The organism is Stenotrophomonas sp. 59 (genome assembly GCF_030291095.1).
GTDB lineage: Bacteria > Pseudomonadota > Gammaproteobacteria > Xanthomonadales > Xanthomonadaceae > Stenotrophomonas > Stenotrophomonas maltophilia_Q.
In genome coordinates, this window is record NZ_CP127408.1 from 2083415 (window position 1) to 2107924 (window position 24510).

The following is a 24510-nucleotide window of genomic DNA, read 5'->3' on the forward strand; positions in this document are numbered from 1 at the left end:
CTGCCGCTAGCCTGCAGGCATGAACCAGACTCCCCTGCGATTGCTCATTCACGGCGCCTCCGGGCGCATGGGCCAGGCCCTGCTGCGGCTGGCCGCCGAACACCCCGAAACCCTGCAGATCGCCGCCGCGGTGACCGGTCGTGCGCCGGCCCAGCGCGTGGTCGATGGCGTACCGTTCTTCGCCGCCAGCGAGCTGCCCGGTGCGCCGGTGTTCGACGTGGCGATCGACTTCAGCCTGCCGGAGGGTTTCGACCCGATGCTGGCGCTGTGCGTGGAGCGTGGCGCGGGCTTGGTCTCGGGCACGACCGGCATCTCCAGCACGCAGCGCCAGGCGCTGGAGGCGGCGGCGGCGAAGATCCCGCTGGTCTGGGCCTCGAATTTCAGCCTGGGCGTGGCGGTGCTGGACGAGCTGGTCGAGCGCGCGGCGCAGGCGGTGGCCGGCTGGGACTGCGACATTGTCGAATCGCACCATACCCAGAAGAAGGACGCGCCTTCGGGCACCGCGCTGACCCTGGGTGCCGCCGCGCAACGGGGCGGGGCGGAGCCGCACTACGCCAGCCTGCGTGCCGGCGACATCGTCGGCGAGCATCTGGTCCAGTTCACCGGCCTGGGCGAGCGCATCGAACTGGTGCACCGGGCCACCAACCGTGACATCTTCGCCCGCGGCGCGCTGTTTGCCGCCCGCCAGCTGCAGGGGCGGGCCCCGGGCAGCTATCGGGTGCGGGATCTGCTGGACGGGCCGCGTTAACCGGTAGCGCCGGGCCGTGCCCGGCGTCGGTGTCGGTTCCGCCGGGCATGGCCCGGCGCTACCAGCGGGCGCCGCATACGCCGCCGGATTGAAATGAATGCGCAATCGCCTGTTCATGAAGCGCGATAACCGCTGGCGCGAGCGCCCCGGCAGCGCTACAATTCGCACTCGCCGAATCACGAAAGCCGGACCGGTCCCAGACCGTACGTCCGCGCTTTTTTGCAACCGGATTTCCGTGAAGCGCAGGCGTGACTTCGGCAGCCCCCTCGGTAGCCAAAGTGAGATTCCCGTGACCCAAGCCGCAATCCTCGTCCTCGAAGACGGCACCGTATTCGAGGGCGAATCCGTAGGCGCGCCCGGCCTGTCCGTCGGTGAGGTGGTGTTCAACACCGCCATGACCGGCTACCAGGAAGTGTTGACCGACCCGTCCTACGCCCGGCAGATGGTCACGCTGACCTATCCGCATATCGGCAACACCGGCATGACCGACCAGGACAATGAAGCGTCCAAGGTGTGGTCGGCCGGCCTGATCGTGCGCGATGTTCCGCGCCGTCCCAGCAACTGGCGCAGCCAGGTGTCGCTGCAGGACTGGCTGATCCAGCGTGGCGTGGTCGCCATCGCCGGCATCGACACCCGCAAGCTGACCCGCATCCTGCGCGAGAAGGGCGCGCAGAACGGTGCACTGATGGCCGGCGACATCGACGTGGAAAAGGCACTGGAAGCCGCCCGCAAGTTCCCGGGGCTGAAAGGCATGGATCTGGCCAAGGTCGTCACTACCGAGAAGACCTACACCTGGACCGAGGGCCAGCTGGACCTGGACGCCAATGCCTTCGTCAGCGTGCCGGCGAAGTTCAAGGTCGTGGCCTACGACTTCGGCGTGAAGACCAACATCCTGCGCATGCTGGCCGAGCGCGGCTGCGAAGTGACCGTGGTGCCGGCGCAGACCCCGGCTGCCGAAGTGCTGGCGCTGAAGCCGGACGGCGTGTTCCTGTCCAACGGCCCGGGTGACCCGGAACCGTGCGACTACGCCATCGAAGCGATCAAGACCTTCATCGACGTGAAGATCCCGACCTTCGGCATCTGCCTGGGCCACCAGCTGCTGGGCCTGGCCTCGGGCGCCAAGACCATGAAGATGGGCCACGGCCACCATGGCGCCAATCACCCGGTGCAGGACCTGGACAACGGCCGGGTGATGATCACCTCGCAGAACCACGGCTTCGCGATCGATGAAACGACCCTGCCGGCCACCCTGCGCGTGACCCACCGTTCGCTGTTCGACGGCACCAACCAGGGCGTCGCCCGCACCGACGTGCCGGCGTTCTCGTTCCAGGGCCACCCGGAAGCGTCGCCGGGCCCGACCGACGTCGGCCCGCTGTTCGACCGTTTCGTGGTGCTGATGGAGCAGGCCAAGGCGTGATCAGTACGCCGCCGGCCCTCCGGTGGCGTCGCGATGGACCGTAAGCCGCCGCATCGCTGCTGCCCCTGGCGCGGCGCTGCGGATCAAGATTCCTGATCGACAGCGTGCGATCACCCCCCTTGTCACGCTGTACTGACTTAGAGAAGAAAATGCCCAAGCGCACTGACCTCAAGACCATCCTCATCATCGGTGCTGGCCCGATCGTCATCGGCCAGGCCTGCGAGTTCGACTACTCCGGCGCCCAGGCCTGCAAGGCCCTGCGTGACGAGGGTTACCGCGTGGTGCTGGTCAACAGCAACCCGGCCACGATCATGACCGACCCGGAGATGGCCGACGCCGTCTACATCGAGCCGATCAACTGGCAGACGGTCGAGAAGATCATCGCCAAGGAAAAGCCCGACGCGCTGCTGCCGACCATGGGTGGCCAGACCGCGCTGAACTGCGCGCTGGACCTGGCCGACCACGGCGTGCTGGAGAAGTACAACGTCGAGCTGATCGGCGCCAAGCGCGAAGCGATCCGCATGGCCGAAGACCGCGAACTGTTCCGCGTGGCCATGGGCGAGATCGGCCTGGAGTGCCCGACCGCCGCCGTCGCCCACACCCTGGACGAAGCGCTGGAGATCCAGACCCGCGTCGGCTACCCGACCATCATCCGCCCCAGCTTCACCCTGGGTGGCAGCGGTGGCGGCATCGCCTACAACCGCGAAGAGCTGGTCGAGATCGTCAGCCGCGGCCTGGAGCTGTCGCCGACCACTGAAGTGCTGGTGGAAGAGTCGGTGCTGGGCTGGAAGGAGTTCGAGATGGAAGTGGTCCGCGATACCGCGGACAACTGCATCATCGTCTGCTCGATCGAGAACCTGGACCCGATGGGCGTGCACACCGGTGACTCGATCACCGTGGCCCCGGCACAGACCCTGACCGACAAGGAATACCAGCGCCTGCGCGATGCCTCCATCGCCGTGCTGCGCAAGATCGGCGTGGATACCGGCGGCTCGAACGTGCAGTTCGGCATCAACCCGAAGACCGGCCGCGTGGTCGTCATCGAGATGAACCCGCGCGTGTCGCGTTCCTCGGCGCTGGCCTCCAAGGCCACCGGCTTCCCGATCGCCAAGGTCGCCGCCAAGCTGGCCGTGGGCTACACCCTGGACGAACTGAAGAACGAAATCACCGGTGGCCTGACCCCGGCCTCGTTCGAGCCGTCCATCGACTATGTCGTCACCAAGATCCCGCGTTTTGCCTTCGAGAAGTTCCCGGCGGCCGATGCGCGCCTGACCACCCAGATGAAGTCGGTGGGCGAGGTGATGGCCATGGGCCGTACCTTCCAGGAGTCGGTGCAGAAGGCATTGCGCGGCCTGGAAACCGGCAAGGTTGGCTTCGACCCGACCGGCCTGGACCTGACCAGCGAAGACGACCTGCAGACCCTGCGCCGTGAGCTGAAGGCCCCGGGCCCGGAGCGCCTGTTCTTCGTCGCCGATGCGTTCCGCGCCGGCATGAGCGTTGAAGAGATCTACGCACTGTCGTTCATCGATCACTGGTTCCTGGACCAGATCGAGGAAATCATCGCCGCGGAAACCGCCGTCGCCGCCGATGGCATCGACGCGCTCGACGCTGCGCGTCTGCGCAAGCTGAAGCGTGCCGGTTTCTCCGACGCCCGCCTGGCGCAGCTGACCGGCACCAACGAAGCGGCCATCCGCGCGCTGCGCCGTGCGCACAAGGTGCGCCCGGTCTACAAGCGCGTGGACTCCTGTGCCGGTGAGTTCTCCACCGGTACCGCCTACCTGTACTCGACCTACGAGGACGAGTGCGAGGCCGCGCCGACCAACCGCGACAAGATCATGATCCTCGGCGGTGGCCCGAACCGCATCGGCCAGGGCATCGAGTTCGACTACTGCTGCGTGCACGCAGCACTGGCGCTGCGCGAGGATGGTTATGAAACCATCATGGTCAACTGCAACCCGGAAACCGTGTCGACCGACTACGACACCTCCGACCGCCTGTACTTCGAGCCGCTGACCCTGGAAGACGTGCTGGAAATCGTCGAACTGGAACAGCCGAAGGGCGTGATCGTGCAGTACGGCGGCCAGACCCCGTTGAAGCTGGCGCGCGCGCTGGAAGCCAACGGCGTGCCGGTGATCGGTACCAGCCCGGATTCGATCGACCTGGCCGAAGACCGCGAGCGTTTCCAGCAGCTGGTCGACAAGCTGGGCCTGAAGCAGCCGCCGAACCGCATCGCCCGCAACGACCAGGAAGCCCTGCTGCTGGCCCGCGAGATCGGCTATCCGCTGGTGGTGCGCCCGAGCTACGTGCTGGGTGGCCGCGCCATGGAAATCGTCTACGGCGAAGCCGACCTGGCCCGCTACGTGCGCGACGCGGTGAAGGTGTCCAATGATTCGCCGGTGCTGTTGGACCGCTTCCTCGACAACGCGGTCGAGTGCGACGTCGACATCATCGCCGACAAGGATGGCAACGTCCTGATCGGCGGCGTGATGGAGCACATCGAAGAAGCCGGCGTGCACTCGGGCGATTCCTCGTGCTCGCTGCCGCCGTACTCGCTGTCGGCTGAAACCCAGGCCGAGCTGCGTCGCCAGGTGGTGGAGCTGGCCAAGGCCCTGAACGTGGTCGGCCTGATGAACACCCAGTTCGCGATCCAGACCAGCGACGAAGGTGCCGACACCATCTACCTGCTGGAAGTGAACCCGCGTGCCTCGCGCACCGTGCCGTTCGTGTCCAAGGCCACCGGCATGCCGCTGGCCAAGATCGCCGCCCGCTGCATGGCTGGCAAGACCCTGGCCGAGCAGGGCGCGACCAAGGAAATCGTGCCGGACTACTACTCGGTGAAGGAAGCGATCTTCCCGTTCGCCAAGTTCCAGGGCGTCGATCCGATCCTCGGGCCGGAAATGCGATCCACCGGCGAAGTGATGGGCGTGGGCCGTACCTTCAACGCCGCCTTCGCGCGCGCGCAGGAAGCCGGCGGCATCAAGACCCCGCCGATCGGCAAGGCCTTCGTGTCGGTGCGCGATCCGGACAAGAAGCGCGTGCTGCCGGTGGCCAAGGCCCTGCTGGCGCGTGGCTACAGCCTGGTGGCGACCCGTGGCACCGCTGCATGGCTGCAGCAGCACGGCATGGACTGCGAGATCATCAACAAGGTGGTCGAAGGTCGTCCGCACATCGTCGACTCGATCAAGAACGGCGAGATCGTCTACATCGTCAACACGACCGAAGGTCGTTCGGCGATCAACGACTCGTTCTCGATCCGTCGCGAGGCGCTGCAGCACCGCGTCACCTACTCGACCACCATTGCCGGCGCCAAGGCGCTGGTGGATTCACTGGAATTCCGTGGCACCGGCCCCGTCTGGTCGCTGCAGGAGCTGCACAAGGAGTTGAATGCATGAGAGCCCCCATCACGATGAAGGGCGCGCAGAAGCTGCGCGACGAGCTGGACCACCTGAAGTCGGTCAAGCGCCCGAAGGTCATTGCGGCCATCGCCGAAGCGCGTGAGCACGGCGACCTGAAGGAAAATGCCGAGTACCACGCCGCGCGCGAGGAACAGGGCTTCATCGAAGGCCGCATCAAGCAGCTGGAAGGCGAGCTGTCGCACGCCGAGATCATCGACGTGAGCAAGCTCAATGCCGGCTCGAAGGTGGTGTTCGGCGCCAGCGTGACGCTGGCCGACGTGGAAACCGACGAAGAGAAGAAGTACCAGATCGTCGGCGACCTGGAAGCGGACATCAAGCTGGGCCTGATCGCGATTTCCTCGCCGGTGGCGCGTGCGATGATCGGCAAGCTGGAAGGTGATTCGATCGTGATCGACGCCCCGGCCGGCCAGCGCGAGTACGAGATCGTCAGCGTCAGCTACGTGGACTGACCACGTGGCGACGGCGACCCTGCTGTTGCCTGCACGCAGCCGCTTTGCCGCGGCTGCGCTGCCGGACGATGTGGCGCGTGCGCTTGGCCGTGCCACGACGGTGCAGGTTGCGCCGGGCGAACGCGCACAACTGACGCGCCATTTCACGGTTGCCGCGCCGCACTGGCCGGTGGCCGCGTTGACCCGCCAGCGCGACGTCGGCGATGCCGCCGGCGCCAGCTGGCTGCGTGCCGACCCGGCCTGCATGGTGCCGGACATGCACGGCGCGCGGATGATGGCCTACGGCGAAACGCTGCGGCCGTCGCTGGCCGACAGCCTGGCCCTGCTGCCGGTGCTGCAGCCGTTGTTCGCCGACGCCGGTTTTGTGCTGGATGCGCCCGATCCCTCGCGCTGGTACCTGCGGCTGCCGATCGATCTGGCGTTGCCGGACTTCGACAGCCCCGACGAGGTGTTGGGCGATGACCTGTTCTCGCACCTGCCCGAAGGCGAGGGCGGTCGCCGCTGGCGAGCGCTGATGACCGAAGCGCAGGTGCTGCTGCACAACCATTCCTGGAACCAGCAACGTGCCGCGCAGGGCCAGCAGCCGATCAACTCGCTGTGGTTCTGGGGCGGTGGCGTGATGCCGGTGTCGGTGAGTACGCCGCACGCGCAGGTGCGCAGCCGCGATGCACTGCTGCAGGGCCTGGCCCTGGCCGCAGGGGTTGCCGTCGACGGCGAGCAGGCGGTGGATGCGCTGGTTGACCTGCGCCAGCTGCGCTCGTTGCAGCAGCTGGGCAACGATGCGATCCGCCCGCTGCTGGCCGCGCTGAAGCGTGGTGAACTGCGGCGGCTGGTGCTCGATTTCGAGGACGGCCTGCAGTTCCAGCTGGACCGTGGCCAGCGTTGGCAGTTCTGGAAGAAGCCGCGCCAGCTTCACGATGCCTGAAGCAGTGCTGGTAGCGCCGGGCCATGCCCGGCGGGTGCCCTAGCGGAACTCTGAAACGTAGATCGGCAGCTGCCAGATGGAGGCGCCAGAGCCACTGCAGGTGCCGCCGACGTATTCCATGGCCAGCTGCATCCGCTGCCCATCCCACGACCAGTAACGCCCGGTTTCGCAGCGATCCTGGTCGGTCTCCACGGTTTCCTCGAGAAAGAGCGCCTCCGGCGAGCGCGCGATGAGTGCGCCCTGGGTAATGAATACGGGATTGAATGGTGCCTGCTCGTTGATCACCCACGTGCCCGCCGGCACGTTGAACGCCTGGGTGTGGCAGACAACAGAGGCGAGCAGGTGATGATCGTCCAATCGCTGGATGGCGATGGAATGCGGGGCGGTCTGCTGCACATCTTTGGCGCATGCCCAGTCGGCCTTGCTGATGGGCTGCAGCAGGCGGCGCAGGTCCTCGTGTTCCTCCAGGCGTGCATCTTCCTCATGCGGCTCGACCGCCATGGAGGGTGTGGCCAGCTGCGGCTTGGGCAGGGCAGGTGGCACGCTCGACTCCGGTCCATGCCCTCGTCTCACCAGCGCGCCAGGCGTCTCCAGCCGCTGCTGGAACTGATCCATCTTCAGCATCAGCGCGGCCGCGCCGGATGCGGAGAGCGACCATGCGTGGCCCTTGCCGTCGGTGACGCTGATGGGTGAATGCTCGATGAGGGCTGCACTGAACGCCTGCACCTGGACCGGTGTCAGCGTTGCATGCTCCGTCGCCGACTCCAGTGCGCCGATGCTGCCGGCGGGTGTCCCGTCCAGCCGCAACTGCAGTTCGCCGGTAGGGGACTGTGCCTGCGCTTCGGGATCGTCAACGCTGTCGCGGGCGAGTGCCAGCCGGATCTCCACCGCGGCTCCGGGGCCGCCATTGCGCTCGATCAGCGCGGCCAGCCTCAGCGGCGCCGGTGCGCCGACACCGGCGAGACGACAGGCACGCGTGTTGTCGCAGGCCATGAACCAGTCGCCATCGGCGAACGATCCGCCCACCGCATCCGTGGCCGAAGCAGCCGAAGGCATCGTCAGCAGACCCAGCAGGAACAGGGGCGCCTGCAGTAGAGAAAGGGTGCGCATTCAACGAACCTCGCTGACCAGGGTCGGCAGGTTCCAGTGCCCGCCCGGGATGCCGCGACACAGGCCCGTACTGAACGCGCTGCTGGGTTGGAATCTGCGGCCGTCCCATGCCCAGTCCGAGCCGGAAACGCAGTCGCCGATGCCCCGACCCTTGTAGCGCGCATACAGCGTGCGGTCTTCACGCGAGAAGCCCTCGGCTTCCAGTGTGACCACCTCCGCCGCATACGGTGGCTGATCGCGCGCGATCCAGAAACCATTGCTGTAGTTGTACGCACCCATCTGGCACAGTGCTTGGACCAGAACATGGCTGCCGTCCAGGCGCTCGATCACCATTTCCGGAGTTCCCGTGTACTCGACCAGGTGCGGACAGTCGTCGCTGTCGCCGATCGTGGCAATCAGGGCGTCGCGCAGCGCTTCGCTGGTACCCAGTGTACGGTCGCCGGGTCGAGCGGCCGCCAGCGTGGCGCGCACGATCACCGGTCTGGCCCGTGCAGCCGGCAGGCTTGCCTCGGAACGGGCGCCACGCCGTACCAGGGCGCCGGGGGTGCCGATCCGCCCCTGTGCCTCGTCCATTTTCAGCAGTACGGCGGCAGCCCCTCGGTCGGAAATCGCCCAGCGCGTGCCGTTGCTGTCGATGATCTCGATGCGGGCCTGGCCGGGCAGGGCGGCCAGCAGGGCTTCAACCTGCGTGGGCCGCAGCGTCACGGCCTCATCTGCGCCGGTGTCCTGCACCGGGCCCAGATCACGGCCGTTCACCTGCAGGCGCATCGCGCCAACAGGCGCTGCGCTTTCGCCATCCTCGCCCACCCGCAGCCGTGCCTTCGCCGCCGTTCCGGGGCCGCCGGAACGCTCCAGCATCAGGCCCAGCAGGCCGTCTGCGTTTTCCAGGGCATAACCCGCGGCACGGCAGGTACCTGTGTTGTCGCAGGCCAGGAACCAGTCGTGGTGCACGAACTCGATACCGGCTGTGACCGGCGTGTTTGTGGCATGGCTGGCGAGCGGCAGCAACAGGCCGACAATCAGTGCGGACAACGGGCGATACATGGCGAATTCCGTTTCAGAAGCGAACAAGCATGGGCGATCGCCACCTCTGCGCCAAGCCCGGGAAGAGCCCGGCAAGCCGGGCGGGGTATCATGCCCGGGTCTTCCCTCACCCGGCGATGCCGATGTCCCTTGCCGCCGATGCTGTGCAGCCGTCCTCTGATACGCCGTTGATCCGCCGCCGCGATGCGGTCGCGCCCGGCAGTTGGCCGGAGGGCACGCTGCCGCTGCTGGCGCGTCTCTATGCCAGCCGCGGAGCAGGTACACCGGAGTTGGCGCAGCCGAAGCTGGGCAATCTGCACGCCCCCGAGTTGCTGACCGGCATCGACGATGCGGTGGGCCTGCTGGTCGAGGCCATCGCCAACGACAAGCGCATCCTGGTGGTCGGCGATTTCGATTGCGATGGCGCCACCGCCTGTGCGGTCGGCGTGCGTGGCCTGCGCATGCTCGGCGCACGGCATGTCTTCCACGCGGTGCCGAACCGCATGGTGCATGGCTACGGCCTGTCGCCGTCGCTGGTGGAGGAACTGGCCGCGCTGCAGCCGGACCTGCTGGTCACCGTCGACCACGGCATCGCCTGCCATGCCGGCGTAATCGCAGCCAAGGCGCGCGGCTGGCAGGTGCTGGTCACCGACCATCATCTTCCCGGTCCGCAGTTGCCGCCGGCCGATGTCATCGTCGATCCGAACCTGGACGGTGATGCGTTCCCCAGCAAATCGCTGGCCGGCGTCGGCGTGATCTTCTACGTGCTGATGGCATTGCGCCGTCAGATGCGCGAGGCCGGCGTCTTCGCCGATGGCAAGGGCCCGGACCTGACCACGTTGCTGGACCTGGTGGCGGTTGGCACCGTCGCCGATCTGGTGGCGCTGGACCCGAACAACCGTGCGCTGGTCAGCGCGGGCCTGCGTCGGTTGCGTGCAGGGCAGGGCTGCATCGGCCTGCGTGCCCTGATCGAAGCCAGTGGCCGCGACGCCGCGCGACTGACCGCCACCGACATCGGCTTCGCCCTGGGCCCACGCCTGAACGCTGCGGGCCGCCTGGAAGACATGGCGCTGGGCATCGCGCTGCTGCTGACCGAAGACCCGCGCCAGGCGCGCGAGATCGCGCAGACGCTGGAACAGATCAATTCGGAACGCCGCGCCGTGCAGCAGTCGATGACCGACGACGCCGAGCAGGCCCTGACCCGCGTGGTGCTGGACATGGCCGGGCAACGTCCGGTCGCGGCCTGCCTGTTCGATGCCGACTGGCATCCGGGCGTGGTGGGGCTGGTCGCGTCGAAGATGAAGGACCGCCTGCATCGCCCGGTGATCGCCTTCGCGCCGGCCGAACCCGGTGCCGACACCCTGCGTGGCTCGGCGCGCTCCATTCCCGGCCTGCATATCCGTGACGCACTGGCATTGGTCGATGCGCGCCATCCGGGCTTGATCGAACGCTTCGGCGGCCACGCCATGGCGGCCGGCCTCAGCCTGCGCCTCGATCACGTCGATGACTTCAAGGCCGCCTTCGTCGCCGTGGTGCTGGAAATGCTCGACCCGGCCGCGCTGCAGCAGCAGGTACTCAGCGACGGCGAACTGGCGGCGGACGAACTCGACCATCGCCACGCCGATGCGCTGCGTCTTGCTGGACCGTGGGGCCAAGGGTTCCCCGAGCCGCTGTTCGACGGCCACTTCGAAGTGGCCAACTGGCGCGTACTGAAGGAACGCCACCTCAAGCTGGAACTGCGCCTGCCAGGCGTACCCGGCACGATCAACGCGATCCACTTCGGCGGCTGGCACGGCAACGCGCCGGGCCGCCACGTGCATCTCGCCTACCGCCTGGCCTGCGACGACTACCGCGGCGGCAGCGCCATCCAGCTGATCGTCGAGCACAGCCTCCCCGCATGAAAAAGGGGACGGAGGGGATCAAGTCGCTTGTGCCTTGTTTGCCACTTGCGACTTGATCCCCTCCGTCCCCTTTTCGGGGGATCAGCGGACCTCGGTCACCAGCGTTGGCAGTTCCCAGGTGCCGCCGGGCACGCCCCGGCACAGGCCGGCTGCCACCTCCGAGGTGGCGACGAAGGCTGTGCCGTTCCACGTCCAGGTTGCCTGCGAAATACAGTCAGCGAGGCCACGGCCCTTCTGCGCGGCAATGATCTGGCCGTCGGCGTAATCAATCGCATCGCTGGTTACCCACTGCGCCTGGAACGGTGCCTGAGGGCGGGCGACCCAGTAGCCGTCGCCGGTGTTGTAGGCCGCGCGCCAGCACGGGACAGTGACCAGCACATGCTGCGCGTCCAGGCGCTGGATCTGCAGCGGGGCGTTGCTGAGCGGAACCTCGGCGTCGGTCTCCAGCAGTCCTTCGCAGCTGTTGTCCTTCAGCGTGGCACGCAGCGCCGCACGAAGCGCGGGTGAGGCGGCCAGCCGCGCAAACGCGGGATCGTCCGGAGGCGAGTCCAAGGTTGCGGCCTTGCGTACCACGGGCACCGGGAGTGCTGCCGGGACGTTGGATTCCGGCGTGCTGCCCTTGCGCATCACTGCGCCGGGTGTGCCGAGACGGCCCTGGTACTCATCCATCTTCAGCAGCACCGCTGCGGCCCCCTTGTCCGACAGCGGCCAGCGGTGGCCTGCGGCATCGGTCACGATGATCCCACCGTCGCGCACCAATGCGGACAGCAACGCACTGGTCTGCGCGGGATTCAAGCTGTGCGTGCCTTCGCCCTTGGCGGGAGCCAGGACGCCCAGGTCCTGCCGCTGGATGCGAAGGTGCAACGCGCCCTTGGGCTGGGGCTGGCCTTCTTCCGGCTGCAGCGACAGGCGACCCTGGATGGCCTGGGCAGGACCGCCGTTGCGGGTGAGCAGCACGCTCAGGGTGCTGCCATCGTCGGGGGCATAGCCGGCGGCGCGGCAGGTCAGCGTGTTGTCGCAGGCTACGACCCAGTCGTGGTGCTGGAAATACAGGCGCTTGGGCGGTGCTGCAGCGCGGGTGGCCACTGGGCAGGCCAGGACCAGCAGGGCGAAAATCAGCGGGAATCGCATCGGCATCCTTGCGCGTGTGGGAGAGTGGGGCATGGTGCCTGTGGGTGGGGGCAAAGAAAAGCTGTGCATCGTCCAACCCCGTTCCGGCTGTCCGTGCGTTCAAAGGTTCACGATCCCACTGGAGTCCGGTCATGGTCTTCGCCCGATGCTGCACTGTGTTGTTGCTGGCCCTCGTGGCCTGGCCCGCTGGCGCGCAGTCGCCACGGATCTCCCGGCCGCAGGCCACCACGCCGCTGCTGATCGCGCCCGCCGCCGAACAACCGGTGCAGCTGCAGCGCGCACGCATTGAAGGCGACGTGCAGGCCGGCGTTGCCCAGACCCGGATCACACTGGAATTCCACAACCCGAACCGGCGCGTGCTGGAGGGCGAGCTGCAGTTCCCGCTGGCCGATGGCCAACAGATCTCCGGCTTCGCCCTGGATATCAACGGCGAGCTGCGCGACGCCGTGCCGGTGCCCAAGGACCGTGGCCGCCAGGTGTTCGAGGAGATTGCCCGCCGTGGCGTTGATCCGGGCCTGCTGGAACAGACCGCCGGCAACCAGTTCCGCCTGCGCATCTATCCGCTGCCGGCCGGTGGCAGCCGCCGCGTGCAGCTGGTGATTCGTGAGCCGTTGGCCTTCGCCGGACAAGGTTGGCAGTGGACGCTGCCGCTGCAGTTCGCGGCCGGTGCAGCCTCGGTTGAACTGAAGCTGCAGGCCCCCATCACGGCCAACGCAGGAAAGACGCCGTTCCGCATCAGCGCGGGCCAGCTGCACTGGCAGGGCAAGGGCGCGCAGCTGCCGGCGCAGCTGCAGTGGAGCCTGCCCGCAGCACGTCAGGCACAGGTCCAGGTGGCGCCCTGGCAGGACGGCCACTACCTGCTGGCGCAGCTGCCCGTCCCGGTCAGCCCCACGCCACGCAGGCTGCCCAGCGAGGTCGGGTTGCTGTGGGATGGCTCCGGCTCAGCGGGCCAGCGCGACCGCACGCGCGAGTTCGCCCTGCTGGATCGGTACTTCGCCGCAATGGGTGACGGCACGGTGGCACTGACCGTGCTGCGCGACCGCGCCGAACCGGTACGGCGCTTCCGTATCCGCGCAGGCAACTGGGGCGAGCTGCGCGCGGCACTGCAGGCGGTGCGCCCGGACGGTGCCAGCGCGCTGGCCCAGTGGCAGCCGCAGCCGAGTGTGAAGGAATACCTGTTGGTCAGCGATGGCCTGCTGACCTATGGGCCGGAGCAGTTGCCGACGCTGGCACCGGATCAACGCCTGTTCGCGATCAGCAGCGCTGGTGCCCGCACCGACAGCACGCGCCTGCGCGGCTGGAGCGAATCCCATGGCGGTCGCTTTGTCGCGCTGGGCAAGGATGTGGGGGCGGCTGCCAGCACGTTGCTGTCGTCGCCGTTGGACGTGCAGGTTGATGCGGGTCGTGGCGTTCAGGACGTGGTGATCGATCGTCGCAGTGAGGCCCAGGGCTGGCTGTGGCTGCACGCACGACTGGCCGCCGACGGCGTGCCGATGCGGGTGCGCGTGGGCGGCGGCGAGTGGGAAGCGCTGCCGGCGACGCAGAAGAGCAATGACGGCGAACTGCTGTCCGGCCTTTGGGCGCAGGCGCGCCTGCAGCAGCTGGCGATCGACCGTCGCGGCAACCGCGAGGCCATGCAGCGCCTATCCCAGCAGTTTGGCCTGGTGGGGCCGGATACCTCGCTGATCGTGCTGGAGACCCTGGAGGACTACCTGCGCTATGCGATCCGTCCGTCTGGCACGCTTCGCACCGAATACGATGCACGATTCGCAGTGCAGGTGGCGGATCGCGCCGCGGCAGATCGCCAGCGCCTGGATGAAGTGGCGGCACGCTGGAAGGAGCGCCAGCAGTGGTGGAACCGCAGCTGGCCGAAGGGAATGGCGCCGCAGGCGAAGGGCGGGGCACTGGAAGTGGCTTCTGCGGACCATGCGATGGAATCGGCGCCGGTGGCGATGCTCGCCGCGCCCGCCCCTGCCGCTCCGCCTGCCCCCGCGCCGATGGCGGCAGCGGAGCAACGCATGGAAGCCAGCAGCGCGCGTGCACGTCGCTCGGCGTCTGCATCCAACAAGGCATTGGATCTGATCACGGTCACCGGCAGCCTTGTCGCCACACCCGCCGCTGCCAACGAGGGCGAGCTCGGTATCCAGCTGGCGGCGTGGCAGCCGGATTCGGCCGTCGCCCGGCGCTTGCGCCAGGGCCCGGCGTCGCAACTGTACGACCGCTATCTGGGCGAGCGCGATGCACATGCCGACAGCAGCGCATTCTTCCTCGACGTGGCCGACTTGCTGCTGGAGCAGGGCCAGCGTGAGCTGGCGCTGCGCGTGTTGTCGAACCTGGCCGAGATGGACCTGGACAACCGCCACCTGCTGCGCGTGCTCGGCTACCGGCTGATGCAGGCCGATGCCCCCGCGCTGGCGGTGCCGGTGTTCGAGCAGGTGCTGGCCATGGGCCAGGAAGAACCGCAGAGCTTCCGCGACCTGGGCCTGGCACTGGCAGCGGCCGGCAAGCCGCAACAGGCGCTGGCGCCGCTCTACCAGGTGGTCGTGCGGCCGTGGGACAACCGGTTCGATGGCATCGCCCTGATCGCGCTGGATGAGCTGAACAACCTGGTGGCACGCAGCACCCCCCGGTTGGATACCTCGGCCATCGACCCGCGCCTGCTGCAGGCGATGCCGCTGGACCTGCGCGTGGTGCTGTCGTGGGATGCCGACAACAGCGACATGGACCTGTGGGTGACCGACCCGAACGGCGAGCGCGCCTACTACGGCAACCGCCTGACCTACCAGGGCGGGCAGATGTCACAGGACTTCACCGGCGGCTATGGTCCCGAGCAGTTCTCGCTGCGCAACGCCAAGCCGGGCAAGTACAAGGTGGAAGCGAACTACTTCGGCAGCCGCCAGCAGCTGGTGACCGGGGCAACGACGTTGATGTTGCGCCTGACCACCCACTGGGGCACGCCGAAGCAGAAGGACCAGATGGTGACGATGCGGTTGAAGGACCGCGCCGAAACCGTGCTGGTGGGCGAGTTCGAGGTCCGGTAGCGCTGGGCCGTGCCCGGCGGCTGCACAGCCGGGGGATGGCCTATCCGCGCATGGCGCGGATCTACTGTACGTCTTCGACTGCCGGAAGGCGCTGGCGCGGAATCCACCGCGCCAGCGCTACGCCGCCGCCGAGGATCAACAGCGTGCCGACGGTCTGCCACAGCAGCTCGGTCGCCGGTACCTCCGGCAGCGCCGCAGTTCCGGCAAGCCAGTCGATCAACGGCCGCACCAGCAGGTAGATCAGCACCACGCCCAACACGCGCAGTATCCGCTGCACGATACCCTGCGGATCCATCGGCCAGCCACGCCATTGCAGCCACGCCACCAGCAGGCCCAGTGCGAGCAGCCGACCGGCTTCACCCACCGGAACGAAGCGGGTGGTTGCCGCCGCCCAGGCCATCAGCACGCCCAGCCCCAGCAGGACCGGCAGCTGCCAACGCTGGTTTGAGCGCATGCCTGGCATCAACTGCCACGCCAGCAACGCAACACCGATGCCGACCAGCCAGCCGGCCAGCACGTCGGCCAGGAAGTGCCGGCCCAGGTACATCCGTGACACCGCCATCAGCAGTGGCCAGCCGAACACCAATGCCCAGCGCAGCCAGCGGCGGCGGATGCCGAGCGCCAGCAGCAGGCCCACGCAGGCGGCGGTGGCTACGCCGACGTGGCCACTGTTGAAGCCATAGTCGGCATCGGGCTGCGCGCGCAGCATCGCGGTGGCCCGGGAATCAGGCAGGGACCAGAACGTGTGCCCTCCGCCATCGACCACGAACGGATGCGACGGCACCCCTTTGTCCAGCACGCGTGCGTCCACGTCCGATGGGCGGGGCAGGGCGGCACCCTGCTTGATCGCGTGGGTGGCGCAGGCCATCAGCAGTACCGCCAGCATCACGCACAGGCCGGCGCGTATTCGTGCGCCGAACGCGCAGAGCAGGATCAGCGCGGTGTAGGCCCTTTCGTAGCCGAGCAAGCTGATGAACTGCATCAGCGCCAGCATCCAGCCGCCGTCGAAGGTCTGCTGCAGCCACAGGTGCCAGTGGGTCTGGAACATCCGTTGTCCTCATGGCGCCGTGGTGGCGCGTACCACCAGTGACGATAGCGGATCGGCCTTCAGGCCGAACAGGGGCCGCAGCCAGCGGGAGCGCCGGATCAGCAGCTCGTGGATCAGCAGGCAGCCACCGAGAGTGCCCGCCAGCAGCAACGCCGGTTCCAGCCACGGGCCCAGCTGCATCGGTCGCAGCGCGTACAGCAGGACGATCAGCACGGTCTGGTGGAGGATGTACCAGCTGAACACCGCTTCGCGGCAGTAGGCCAGGCCTGGCCAGGGACGGTCCAGCAATACGCGCGCCCAGCCGAACAGCGTCAGCAGCATGCACCAGGTATAGAGCGCGCGGCCAACGCGTTCGGTCTGGGCCCAGGGCAGGGCCAGCACCCAGGCATCCAGATCGCCCACATGTGGCAGGCGGGACAGTGCGCGGATGCCCAGCTCCAGGCACAGGCCCAGCACCGCCAGGGCCAGGGTCACACGGCGCCCGCGCACCAGCAGATCCCAGCCGCGCTGCCAGCGAGCGGCAAGGAAACCGCCGAGGAACAATGGCAGCGACTCGGCATGCACGTATACGTCGTCCAGCAGGGCGTGGGTGGGGGGCCAGCGCGGCATCAGCACCAGCAGTGCCCAGGCCAACCAGGCCACCGGCAGCACCAGCAGCACGATTCCCAATAGACGGTCGCTCGGCTGCCAGCGTGGCAGCGCACCGCGCAGCGGTCGCAGCACGCAGGCCAGCACCACCGCCAGCACGGTGTAGGGCAGCAGGTACGCGAGGTACCACAGGTGGTTCCAGGTGAAGCCGTAGGCAGCACCACTGAAGTGCGCACCCGGCCATGGCTGGAACTGCCAGTAGCGCCACAGGAACCGGGCCAGCCCGGGTACCACGTCCCCCTTGTCCAGAGCTTCGTAGTAGGCCTGCAGGGACACAACGGCGACGATGCCGAACAGCAGCGGCAGCAGCAGGCGCCAGGAGCGGCGGAGGGTGTGCTGCAGCCGGCCCTGGTCGGGCAGGGAAAGGCCCAGCGCGATACCGCTGATGGCGAACAGCAGCGGCATGCGCCACCGGTTCAGCGCGATCATCGGCCACTGCAGCCATTCGGCGGTGTAGGCGCTCTTGAGATGGAAATCCCAGCCGGCCACGTAGGCCATGGCTGCATGGTAGAGGATCAGCAGGGCGAAGGCGGCGATGCGCAGGGTGTCCAGATCGTGGCGACGGTGCATGGGCTGCAGGCATCAGGAGGAAGCTGCACGCTCCGCCAGCCGAGGCCAGGATGCCAGTGGATGGGGCGCGATGGCGGCCGTTCAGGGGCCAGTGGTGGGGCTGCTGGGACCAATGGCCGGTGCGAGCGGGGCCGGATGGGCAACAATGTCAGCATGGAAAATGGAGATCCGGCGGCGTTGTCCGCCCCTGTTGCCGAGCCACCGCAGCGTCGTGGACTGACCGCCGTCTTCTGGTCATTGCTGTTCCTGGGCACGGCCGCAGGAAACGTGCTGGCACAGTGGATGCGGGCGTTGCGCGACGGGCAGTCCTTTTCCGCTGGGGCGATCTCGATCGAGGAGTTCAGCAGCGCGCTGGCAAGCCTGGGGCTGCTGGCGCTTCTGCATGCGGCGGCACGCCGCTGGCCGTTGCACGCAGACACGTGGAAGCGTCGCATCGGCTTCTACGTGCTGGGCGGCATCGGCTGGTGGCTGCTGCACGTCAGCGCCATGGTGCTGCTGCGCAAGCTGGCTTTCAGTCTGGTCGGGCAGCACTACACCTACGGCGACTGGCCGGCGCAATGGTTCTACGAATTCTTCAAGGACGTGCAGACCTACAGCCTGCTGGTGATCGCCGTGCACGCCGTGGCCTGGTTCGGTCGCCAGCGGCAGGGTGAAGCACACCTGCTGGCCGAGCCCGACGACGGTCCACCGGTCGCGGCGGTCGAGCGCCCCCAGCACTTCCTGGTGCGCAAGCTGGGCAAGGAGTTCCTGGTGGCCACCGCAGACGTGGAGTACGCCCAGGCGGCGGGCAATTACGTGAACCTGCGGGTGCGCGGACATGACTATCCGCTGCGGATCACCATGGCGGTGCTGGAGCAGCGGTTGGATCCCGCAATGTTCCTGCGCCCTCACCGCAGCTGGCTGATCCATCGCGGCCAGCTGCGCTCGATCGAGCCGCTGGACGGCGGCGAGGCCCTGCTGCACATGGCCGACGGGGCCAAGGTGCCATGCAGCCGGCGGCAGCTGCCGGTGCTGCGCCAGGCGCTGGGCGGGGCGGGCGCGGGCGCGGGCGCGACAGGCGCGGGTAGAGTCGACTGTTAGTCGACTATCGCGCGCAGCGCGAGCTCCACCGCAACCTGAATGAAAAGCAGTCGACTGGCAGTCGACTCTACAGAGGCCGGTCTACCAGAGGTTGGCTCCCAGCGGCAGGCCTGGTCCCTCATTCCGGGCACCCCCGGCCTGCGCTATCATTAGCAGTCATCTTTTGAATGCATAACCGCCGACATGATCGAACTGAATCCTGTCCGCCAGCGCATCACCGATCTGACCGATCGTGTGCTGTCGCTTCGGGGGTATCTTTGACTACGACGCCAAGAAAGAGCGTCTTGAAGAAGTAACGCGGGAGCTGGAAAGCCCCGACGTCTGGAACAACGCCGAGTACGCCCAGAACCTGGGCCGCGAGCGTTCCAGTCTGGAAAAGACCGTGGGCGGCATCGCCTCGGTGCTGGACGGCCTGACCGACGCGACCGAGCTGCTGGAACTGGCCGAATCCGAGCAGGACGAGGACACCGCACTGGCCGTGGTCGCCGACCTGGACAAGCACCAGGCGCACGTGGAGAAGCTGGAATTCCAGCGCATGTTCTCCGGCGAAATGGACAATGCGGCGGCGTTCGTCGACATCCAGGCCGGTGCCGGTGGCACCGAAGCCCAGGACTGGGCCGAGATCCTACTGCGCATGTACCTGCGCTGGTGTGAATCGCGCGGCTGGAAGACCGAGCTGATGGAAGTCTCCGGTGGTGACGTCGCCGGCATCAAGTCGGCCACGCTGCGCGTGGAAGGCGACTACGCCTATGGCTGGCTGAAGACCGAGACCGGCGTGCACCGCCTGGTGCGCAAGTCGCCGTTCGACTCGGACAACCGCCGCCACACCAGCTTCACCTCGGTGTTCGTGTCGCCGGAAATCGATGACAACATCGACATCACCATCAACCCGGCCGACCTGCGGACCGACGTGTACCGTTCGTCCGGTGCCGGTGGCCAGCACGTGAACAAGACCGAGTCGGCGGTGCGTATCACCCACATCCCGACCAACATCGTTGTGGCGTGCCAGACCGGCCGCAGCCAGCACCAGAACCGCGACAATGCGATGAAGATGCTGGCCGCCAAGCTGTACGAGCTGGAGATCCAGAAGCGCAACGCCGAAAAGGACGCCGTGGAAGCCACCAAGTCCGACATCGGCTGGGGCAGCCAGATCCGCAACTACGTGCTGGACCAGAGCCGCATCAAGGACCTGCGTACCGGCATCGAACGCTCGGATACGCAGAAGGTGCTCGACGGCGACCTGGACGAGTTCGTCGAGGCCAGCCTGAAGGCCGGCCTGGCCGTGGGCTCCAAGCGCGTCGATGCCTGATCGACGCGCCTGCGCGGATATCGTCACCCTCGTGCGCAACGCCGAGGGTGGCCGATCACGCGTTCTGTAGAGCCGAGCCCATGCTCGGCTGCTGTTGGCGCAGTAGCAGATGCGTCGAGCATGGCTCGACGCTACAACGGGCACGGCGGTAGCGATGATGCGCAGCGAAAGTGAACGCAAGGAACTCGGTGGCTTCCTCAAGGCCTGCCGCGCCCGTGTCGACCCTGCCACGCTCGGCCTGCCGGCCGGGCGCCGGCGGACCCCGGGACTGAAGCGCGAGGAAGTCGCCCTGGCCATCGGGGTCAGCGTCAGCTGGTACACCTGGATCGAGCAGGGCCGTGAAGTGCGCGCCTCGCCCGAGGTGCTGGAGCGGCTGGCGCAGGTGCTGCGCATGAGCGATGACGAGCGCGCCTATGCGTTCGCGCTGTCCGGTTACGGCGTGCCGCTGGAATCACCGGACGAGAGCGTGACCGATGGCCTGCGCCAGCTGGTGGAGGCGATGCAGCCGATCCCGGCTTACGTGCGCAATACCCGTTTCGACATCCTGGCCTGGAACCCGGCCATCGCCGACCTGTTCGTGGACTACAGCCAGCTGGCACCGCATGAGCGCAACACGCTGCGGCTGATGTTCCTGTACCCGCCGTACCGCACGCTGATCCTCAACTGGGAAGAAATGACCCGCGGCCTGCTGGCCGGCTTCCGCGCGGCGATGGCACAGGCGCCGGACAAGGCGCCGTTCCTGGCGCTGGTGGAGGATATCGCGGCGCATAGTGAGGAGTTCCGCCAGTGGTGGCCGGAGCACGATGTGCGGCGGTTCGATGAAGGTGCGAAGAAGTTGAACCATCCCACGCGCGGGTTGCTGGACCTGCAGTACGTGGCGCTGGTGCCGGAGAGCCGGCACGACCTTTCCTTGGTTACTTACCTGCCGCGTAGGTAGGTTGGTCGGCAGGGCTGCGCCCTGCACCCGCGGTAGTGCCGGCCGCTGGCCGGCAACCTCAGAAGCAACGGCAACAGCGTGCATTCCGTGGGATGGCGGGGTGGGTCCGGTTGCGGGAGACGCCATAAACCCATCCATGGGGGCTTGGCCGCGGCATCCATGCCGCGGACACTCCCGCAACCGGACCCACCCCGCCTTCGACAGTTGGCCGGCGGCCAGTAGATCCACGCCATGCGTGGATGGTTTTCGATTTGAGATATTTGATTCCGATGGAGATTCATCCACGCATGGCGTGGATCTACTGTGGCGACCGATTAGCGTCTGGGGCAGAGCCCCCTGAGTCAGGGGGCGGCCGCGAGGCGGCGGGGGTCTGGGGGCTGGTAAGTGGGGCCCGCGGTTCGCGCAGCGAAGCGTGGGAGCGGCAGCGCGCATGCGATGGGGCGTACCAGGGCGCAGCCCTGCCGAACAACCCCATTCAGGCAGGTAAGTGCAGGTCACAGGATAAGCAGACGCCTTGTTGCGTTCATCAATCGGGTCCACATTCCTGTGCAGGAGACGGGCAGCCGCCCGTTGTCGAGACACCAGGAGACCTGCATGTCCGCTGCCCCCACCACCGCCATTTCCCGCGATCCGGCCACCGGCCAGCAGATCGCCAGCCATCCCTTCGCTACCGACGCCGAACTGGAAGCCATCCTCGATCGCGGCCAGGTTGGCTTCGCCGCCTGGAGCGCCAGGAGCCTGGAGCAGCGGGCCGAGGTGCTGCGCGCGATGGCCGCTGTACTGCGCCGTGACCGCGAGAAACTGGCTGCGCTGGCCACCGCCGAAATGGGCAAGGTCCAGGCCGAATCGCTGGCCGAGATCGAAAAGTGCGCCGTGCTGTGTGACTGGTACGCCGATCATGGCGCGCAGTTCCTGCGCGACGAACCGACCCAGGTGCCCGACGACAAGGCCTACGTGTCCTACCTGCCGCTGGGCGTGGTGCTGGGCATCATGCCGTGGAACTTCCCATACTGGCAGGTGATGCGCGCAGCGGTGCCGATCCTGATGGGCGGCAACGGTTTCCTGCTGAAGCCGGCCGAGAACATCGTCGGCACCGCGCAGCTGCTCGACGCGGCCTGGCGCGATGCCGGGCTGCCGGAGGGCACCTTCATCGCCGCCAACATCAGCCGCGAGGGCACCAGCCGCGCGATTGCCGATGACCGCATTGCCGCGGTGACCCTGACCGGCAGCGTGGCCGCCGGCCGCAGCATCGCTGCCCAGGCCGGGCAGGCGCTGAAGAAGGTGGTGCTGGAGCTGGGCGGTTCCGATCCGTTCATCGTGCTGGCCGATGCCGATCTTGATGCGGCCGTCGATGCGGCGGTGGCCTCGCGCTTCCAGAACACCGGGCAGGTCTGCATTGCTGGCAAGCGCATCATCGTCGAAGAAGCAGTCTACGATCGTTTCGTGGCGCAGTTCTGCCAGAAGGTGCAGGCGCTGACCATTGGCGATGGCCGCGACCCGGGCAACCGTATCGGCCCGATGGCGCGCCAGGATCTGCTGGAACAGCTGGACGCGCAGGTGCGCGCGTCGGTCGACGCCGGTGCGCAGCTGCTGGTCGGCGGGCACCAGCTCGATCGTCCCGGCGCGTTCTATGCGCCCACCGTGCTGGCCGGAGTGGAGCCGGGCATGCAGGCCTTCGATACCGAGACCTTCGGGCCGGTGGCCTCGATCAGCCGCGCCCGTGACGCCGACCATGCGGTGGAACTGGCCAACCAGAGCGAGTTCGGCCTCAGCGGCAACCTGTGGACTGGCGACCGTGCCCGAGCCATGCAGCTGGCCCGCCGGCTGCAGACCGGCGGCGTGTTCGTCAACGGCTTCTCGGCCTCCGACCCGCGCGTGCCGATCGGCGGTGTGAAGAAGAGCGGCTTCGGTCGTGAGCTCTCGCACTTCGGCATCCGCGAGTTCGTCAACGCGCAGACGGTGTGGTTCGACAAGCGTTGACGCGCGGCTTCCATCCTTCCTGCAACGATCCACCATCAGTCCAGCGAAAAAAGGACGGCATTCCCATGTCCAAGGGTTCAGACCTGCTCGTCGCCGCACTTGAGAACGAAGGCGTCGAGCGCATTTTCGGCATTCCCGGCGAAGAGAACCTCGACGTCGTCGAGTCGCTCCGCCATTCCAGCATCGAGCTGGTAATCACCCGCCACGAACAGGCGGCGGTGTTCATGGCCGCCACCTACGGCCGCCTCACGGGCAAGCCGGGCGTGTGCCTGGCCACGCTCGGTCCGGGCGCGCTCAATTTCACCACCGGCGCCGCCTACGCGCTGCTTGGCGCGTGGCCGGTCATCATGATCACCGGCCAGAAGGGCATCGTCGCCAGCAAGCAGGCGCGCTTCCAGATCGTCGATATCGTCAGCACGATGAAGCCGCTGACCAAGCAGGCGCGGCAGATCGTCTCGGCACGTACCATCCCGACCATCGTCCGCGAGGCGTTCCGGGTGGCCCAGGAAGAGCGCCCCGGACCGGTGCTGCTGGAGCTGCCGGAAGATATCGCGGCCGATGAAGTCGAGGGCGTGGCACTGATTCCCCCGCACGCGGTGGACCGGCCGATTGCCAGCCCGGAGGCGCTGGATCGCGCGGCCGAGATCATCCGCAATGCCAAGCGCCCGCTGCTGATGATCGCCTCGGCCGCCTCGCGGCCGCAGTCCAGCGAGGCGCTGTCGGCGTTCGTGCTGCGCGCCGGCATCCCGTTCTTCACCACGCAGATGGGCAAGGGCGCGGTGGCCGGTGGCTCCGGCCTTTACATGGGCACCGCGGCGCTGACCGAACGCGACTACGTGCACATGGCCATCGACCAGGCCGACGTGATCGTGACCATCGGCCATGAGGTCACCGAGAAGCCGCCATTCGTGATGCGTCCGGGTGGGCCGACCGTGATCCATATCGGTTACTCGCAGGCGGCGGTGGAGCAGGTGTACTTCCCGCAGGTGGAGGTGATCGGCGATATCGGCCGTTCGCTGACCCAGCTGGCCGACCGCATCGAAGGCGCAGTGCCGAACGCCGACGCACTGCTGCCGTTGCGCGCGACCATCCTCGAGCATCTGGCCGACCGTGCCGAGGAGGCCGGTTTCACCCCGCAGCGGCTGGTGCATGACGTGCGCCAGGTGATGCCGCCGGACGGCATCGTGGCGCTGGACAACGGCATGTACAAGATCTGGTTTGCGCGCAACTACCGCACCCAGGTGGCCAACACGCTGCTGCTGGATAACGCGCTGGCGACGATGGGTGCAGGCCTGCCGTCGGCGATCATGGCCTCGATCCTGTACCCGCAGCGGCGGGTGCTGGCGGTGTGCGGCGACGGTGGGTTCATGATGAACAGCCAGGAGCTGGAGACCGCGCGCAGGCTGGGCCTGAACCTGGTGGTGCTGATCCTCAACGACGGCGCCTACGGGATGATCCGCTGGAAGCAGGCGGTGGATGGCTTCACCGACTACGGCATGACCTTCAGCAACCCGGACTTCGTCAGGTACGCAGAAGCCTATGGCTGCAAGGGGCATGAGGTGACCGCCATCGAGCAGTTCATCCCGACGCTGGAGGCGGCGTTCAACGAGGGCGGGGTGCACCTGGTGTCGGTGCCGATCGATTATTCGGAGAACCAGCGGGTGCTGGTGGACGAGTTGAGGCAGGCGTTCCCCGGGAACGGGTGACGGTCGCCGGGCACGGCCCGGCATTACCGATGCGGCCTCGGGGTAGCGCCGGGCCACGCCCGGCGGATTCG

Annotated in this window: 17 protein-coding genes; 12 read left to right on the top strand and 5 right to left on the bottom strand. The window is 67.5% G+C overall.

What is annotated here, in order from left to right:
* Nucleotides 1-67 precede the first annotated feature (67 nt).
* The 5 genes from QP552_RS09775 (at nt 68) to QP552_RS09795 (ending at nt 6955) form a co-directional block, all read left to right on the top strand.
* Nucleotides 68-748, top strand: coding sequence for a dihydrodipicolinate reductase C-terminal domain-containing protein (locus tag QP552_RS09775; protein ID WP_286075926.1), 681 nt, complete (start codon nt 68-70; stop codon nt 746-748).
* Between the two features lie 289 nt (nt 749-1037).
* Entirely contained in the window at nt 1038-2165 is a 1128-nt protein-coding gene (gene carA / locus QP552_RS09780; protein WP_111204707.1) for a glutamine-hydrolyzing carbamoyl-phosphate synthase small subunit, read from the top strand.
* Nucleotides 2166-2314: 149 nt separating this feature from the next.
* The gene (gene carB / locus QP552_RS09785; protein WP_286075768.1) at nt 2315-5557 is read left to right on the top strand and encodes a carbamoyl-phosphate synthase large subunit; all 3243 of its coding nucleotides are present in this window, start codon (nt 2315-2317) and stop codon (nt 5555-5557) included.
* An 8-nt stretch (nt 5558-5565) separates the two neighbouring features.
* Nucleotides 5566-6030 (top strand): transcription elongation factor GreA, encoded by a 465-nt coding sequence (gene greA / locus QP552_RS09790; RefSeq protein WP_026347191.1) that lies wholly within the window; start codon nt 5566-5568, stop codon nt 6028-6030.
* 4 nt (nt 6031-6034) lie between these two features.
* Nucleotides 6035-6955, top strand: a complete 921-nt coding sequence (locus tag QP552_RS09795; protein WP_106550404.1) for a phosphoglycerate mutase — start codon at nt 6035-6037, stop codon at nt 6953-6955.
* Nucleotides 6956-6994: 39 nt separating this feature from the next.
* Here the strand turns inward: QP552_RS09795 and QP552_RS09800 are convergent, their stop codons facing one another.
* Nucleotides 6995-7948, bottom strand: a complete 954-nt coding sequence (locus QP552_RS09800) for a DUF1176 domain-containing protein (protein ID WP_286075769.1) — start codon at nt 7946-7948, stop codon at nt 6995-6997.
* Nucleotides 7949-8065: 117 nt separating this feature from the next.
* Nucleotides 8066-9109, bottom strand: a complete 1044-nt coding sequence (locus QP552_RS09805; protein ID WP_286075771.1) for a DUF1176 domain-containing protein — start codon at nt 9107-9109, stop codon at nt 8066-8068.
* 122 nt (nt 9110-9231) lie between these two features.
* Between QP552_RS09805 and recJ the strand changes: the two genes are divergently transcribed.
* Nucleotides 9232-10989 carry a single-stranded-DNA-specific exonuclease RecJ gene (gene recJ / locus QP552_RS09810; protein ID WP_286075772.1) on the top strand — a complete coding sequence of 586 codons (1758 nt, stop codon included), beginning with the start codon at nt 9232-9234 and terminating at the stop codon, nt 10987-10989.
* An 81-nt stretch (nt 10990-11070) separates the two neighbouring features.
* Here recJ and QP552_RS09815 read toward each other — a convergent pair whose 3' ends face one another.
* The gene (locus QP552_RS09815; RefSeq protein ID WP_286075773.1) at nt 11071-12120 is read right to left on the bottom strand and encodes a DUF1176 domain-containing protein; all 1050 of its coding nucleotides are present in this window, start codon (nt 12118-12120) and stop codon (nt 11071-11073) included.
* Nucleotides 12121-12251: 131 nt separating this feature from the next.
* On the opposite strand from QP552_RS09815, the gene QP552_RS09820 reads away from it, so the two are divergent.
* On the top strand, nt 12252-15161 hold the full coding sequence (locus tag QP552_RS09820; protein WP_286075774.1) for a VIT domain-containing protein: 2910 nt from the start codon (nt 12252-12254) through the stop codon (nt 15159-15161).
* A 61-nt stretch (nt 15162-15222) separates the two neighbouring features.
* Here the strand turns inward: QP552_RS09820 and QP552_RS09825 are convergent, their stop codons facing one another.
* Nucleotides 15223-16209, bottom strand: a complete 987-nt coding sequence (locus tag QP552_RS09825; protein ID WP_286075775.1) for a phosphatase PAP2 family protein — start codon at nt 16207-16209, stop codon at nt 15223-15225.
* A gap of 9 nt (nt 16210-16218) precedes the next feature.
* Complete coding sequence (locus QP552_RS09830; protein WP_286075776.1) at nt 16219-17427, bottom strand: acyltransferase family protein; 1209 nt, start codon at nt 17425-17427, stop codon at nt 16219-16221.
* 135 nt (nt 17428-17562) lie between these two features.
* Between QP552_RS09830 and QP552_RS09835 the strand changes: the two genes are divergently transcribed.
* The 5 genes from QP552_RS09835 to QP552_RS09855 all read left to right on the top strand — a co-directional run bounded on the left by QP552_RS09835 (nt 17563) and on the right by QP552_RS09855 (nt 24439).
* The gene (locus tag QP552_RS09835; protein ID WP_286075778.1) at nt 17563-18507 is read left to right on the top strand and encodes a LytTR family DNA-binding domain-containing protein; all 945 of its coding nucleotides are present in this window, start codon (nt 17563-17565) and stop codon (nt 18505-18507) included.
* Between the two features lie 183 nt (nt 18508-18690).
* A protein-coding gene (gene prfB / locus QP552_RS09840; RefSeq protein ID WP_099551678.1) for a peptide chain release factor 2 occupies nt 18691-19816 on the top strand; the annotation gives its coding sequence in 2 pieces (ribosomal slippage) (nt 18691-18765 and nt 18767-19816; 1125 coding nt in all).
* A 154-nt stretch (nt 19817-19970) separates the two neighbouring features.
* Nucleotides 19971-20753: a helix-turn-helix transcriptional regulator gene (locus tag QP552_RS09845; RefSeq protein WP_021204557.1), complete on the top strand. Its 783-nt coding sequence runs from the start codon at nt 19971-19973 to the stop codon at nt 20751-20753.
* 594 nt (nt 20754-21347) lie between these two features.
* Nucleotides 21348-22733 (top strand): NAD-dependent succinate-semialdehyde dehydrogenase, encoded by a 1386-nt coding sequence (locus tag QP552_RS09850; protein WP_286075780.1) that lies wholly within the window; start codon nt 21348-21350, stop codon nt 22731-22733.
* 65 nt (nt 22734-22798) lie between these two features.
* Nucleotides 22799-24439 (top strand): acetolactate synthase large subunit, encoded by a 1641-nt coding sequence (locus QP552_RS09855; RefSeq protein WP_286075781.1) that lies wholly within the window; start codon nt 22799-22801, stop codon nt 24437-24439.
* Nucleotides 24440-24510: the final 71 nt, after the last annotated feature.

Excerpts from the sequence above, each read along its gene's own strand:
- QP552_RS09830 (WP_286075776.1), bottom strand. The coding sequence starts at position 17,427 with ATGCACCGTCGCCACGATCTGGACACCCTGCGCATCGCCGCCTTCGCC.
- QP552_RS09800 (WP_286075769.1), bottom strand. The coding sequence starts at position 7,948 with ATGGCCTGCGACAACACGCGTGCCTGTCGTCTCGCCGGTGTCGGCGCA.
- QP552_RS09820 (WP_286075774.1), top strand. The coding sequence starts at position 12,252 with ATGGTCTTCGCCCGATGCTGCACTGTGTTGTTGCTGGCCCTCGTGGCC.
- recJ (WP_286075772.1), top strand. The coding sequence starts at position 9,232 with ATGTCCCTTGCCGCCGATGCTGTGCAGCCGTCCTCTGATACGCCGTTG.
- QP552_RS09815 (WP_286075773.1), bottom strand. The coding sequence starts at position 12,120 with ATGCGATTCCCGCTGATTTTCGCCCTGCTGGTCCTGGCCTGCCCAGTG.
- QP552_RS09825 (WP_286075775.1), bottom strand. The coding sequence starts at position 16,209 with ATGTTCCAGACCCACTGGCACCTGTGGCTGCAGCAGACCTTCGACGGC.
- QP552_RS09845 (WP_021204557.1), top strand. The coding sequence starts at position 19,971 with ATGATGCGCAGCGAAAGTGAACGCAAGGAACTCGGTGGCTTCCTCAAG.
- QP552_RS09835 (WP_286075778.1), top strand. The coding sequence starts at position 17,563 with ATGGGCAACAATGTCAGCATGGAAAATGGAGATCCGGCGGCGTTGTCC.
- carB (WP_286075768.1), top strand. The coding sequence starts at position 2,315 with ATGCCCAAGCGCACTGACCTCAAGACCATCCTCATCATCGGTGCTGGC.
- QP552_RS09850 (WP_286075780.1), top strand. The coding sequence starts at position 21,348 with ATGTCCGCTGCCCCCACCACCGCCATTTCCCGCGATCCGGCCACCGGC.
- QP552_RS09805 (WP_286075771.1), bottom strand. The coding sequence starts at position 9,109 with ATGTATCGCCCGTTGTCCGCACTGATTGTCGGCCTGTTGCTGCCGCTC.
- QP552_RS09855 (WP_286075781.1), top strand. The coding sequence starts at position 22,799 with ATGTCCAAGGGTTCAGACCTGCTCGTCGCCGCACTTGAGAACGAAGGC.
- QP552_RS09775 (WP_286075926.1), top strand. The coding sequence starts at position 68 with ATGGGCCAGGCCCTGCTGCGGCTGGCCGCCGAACACCCCGAAACCCTG.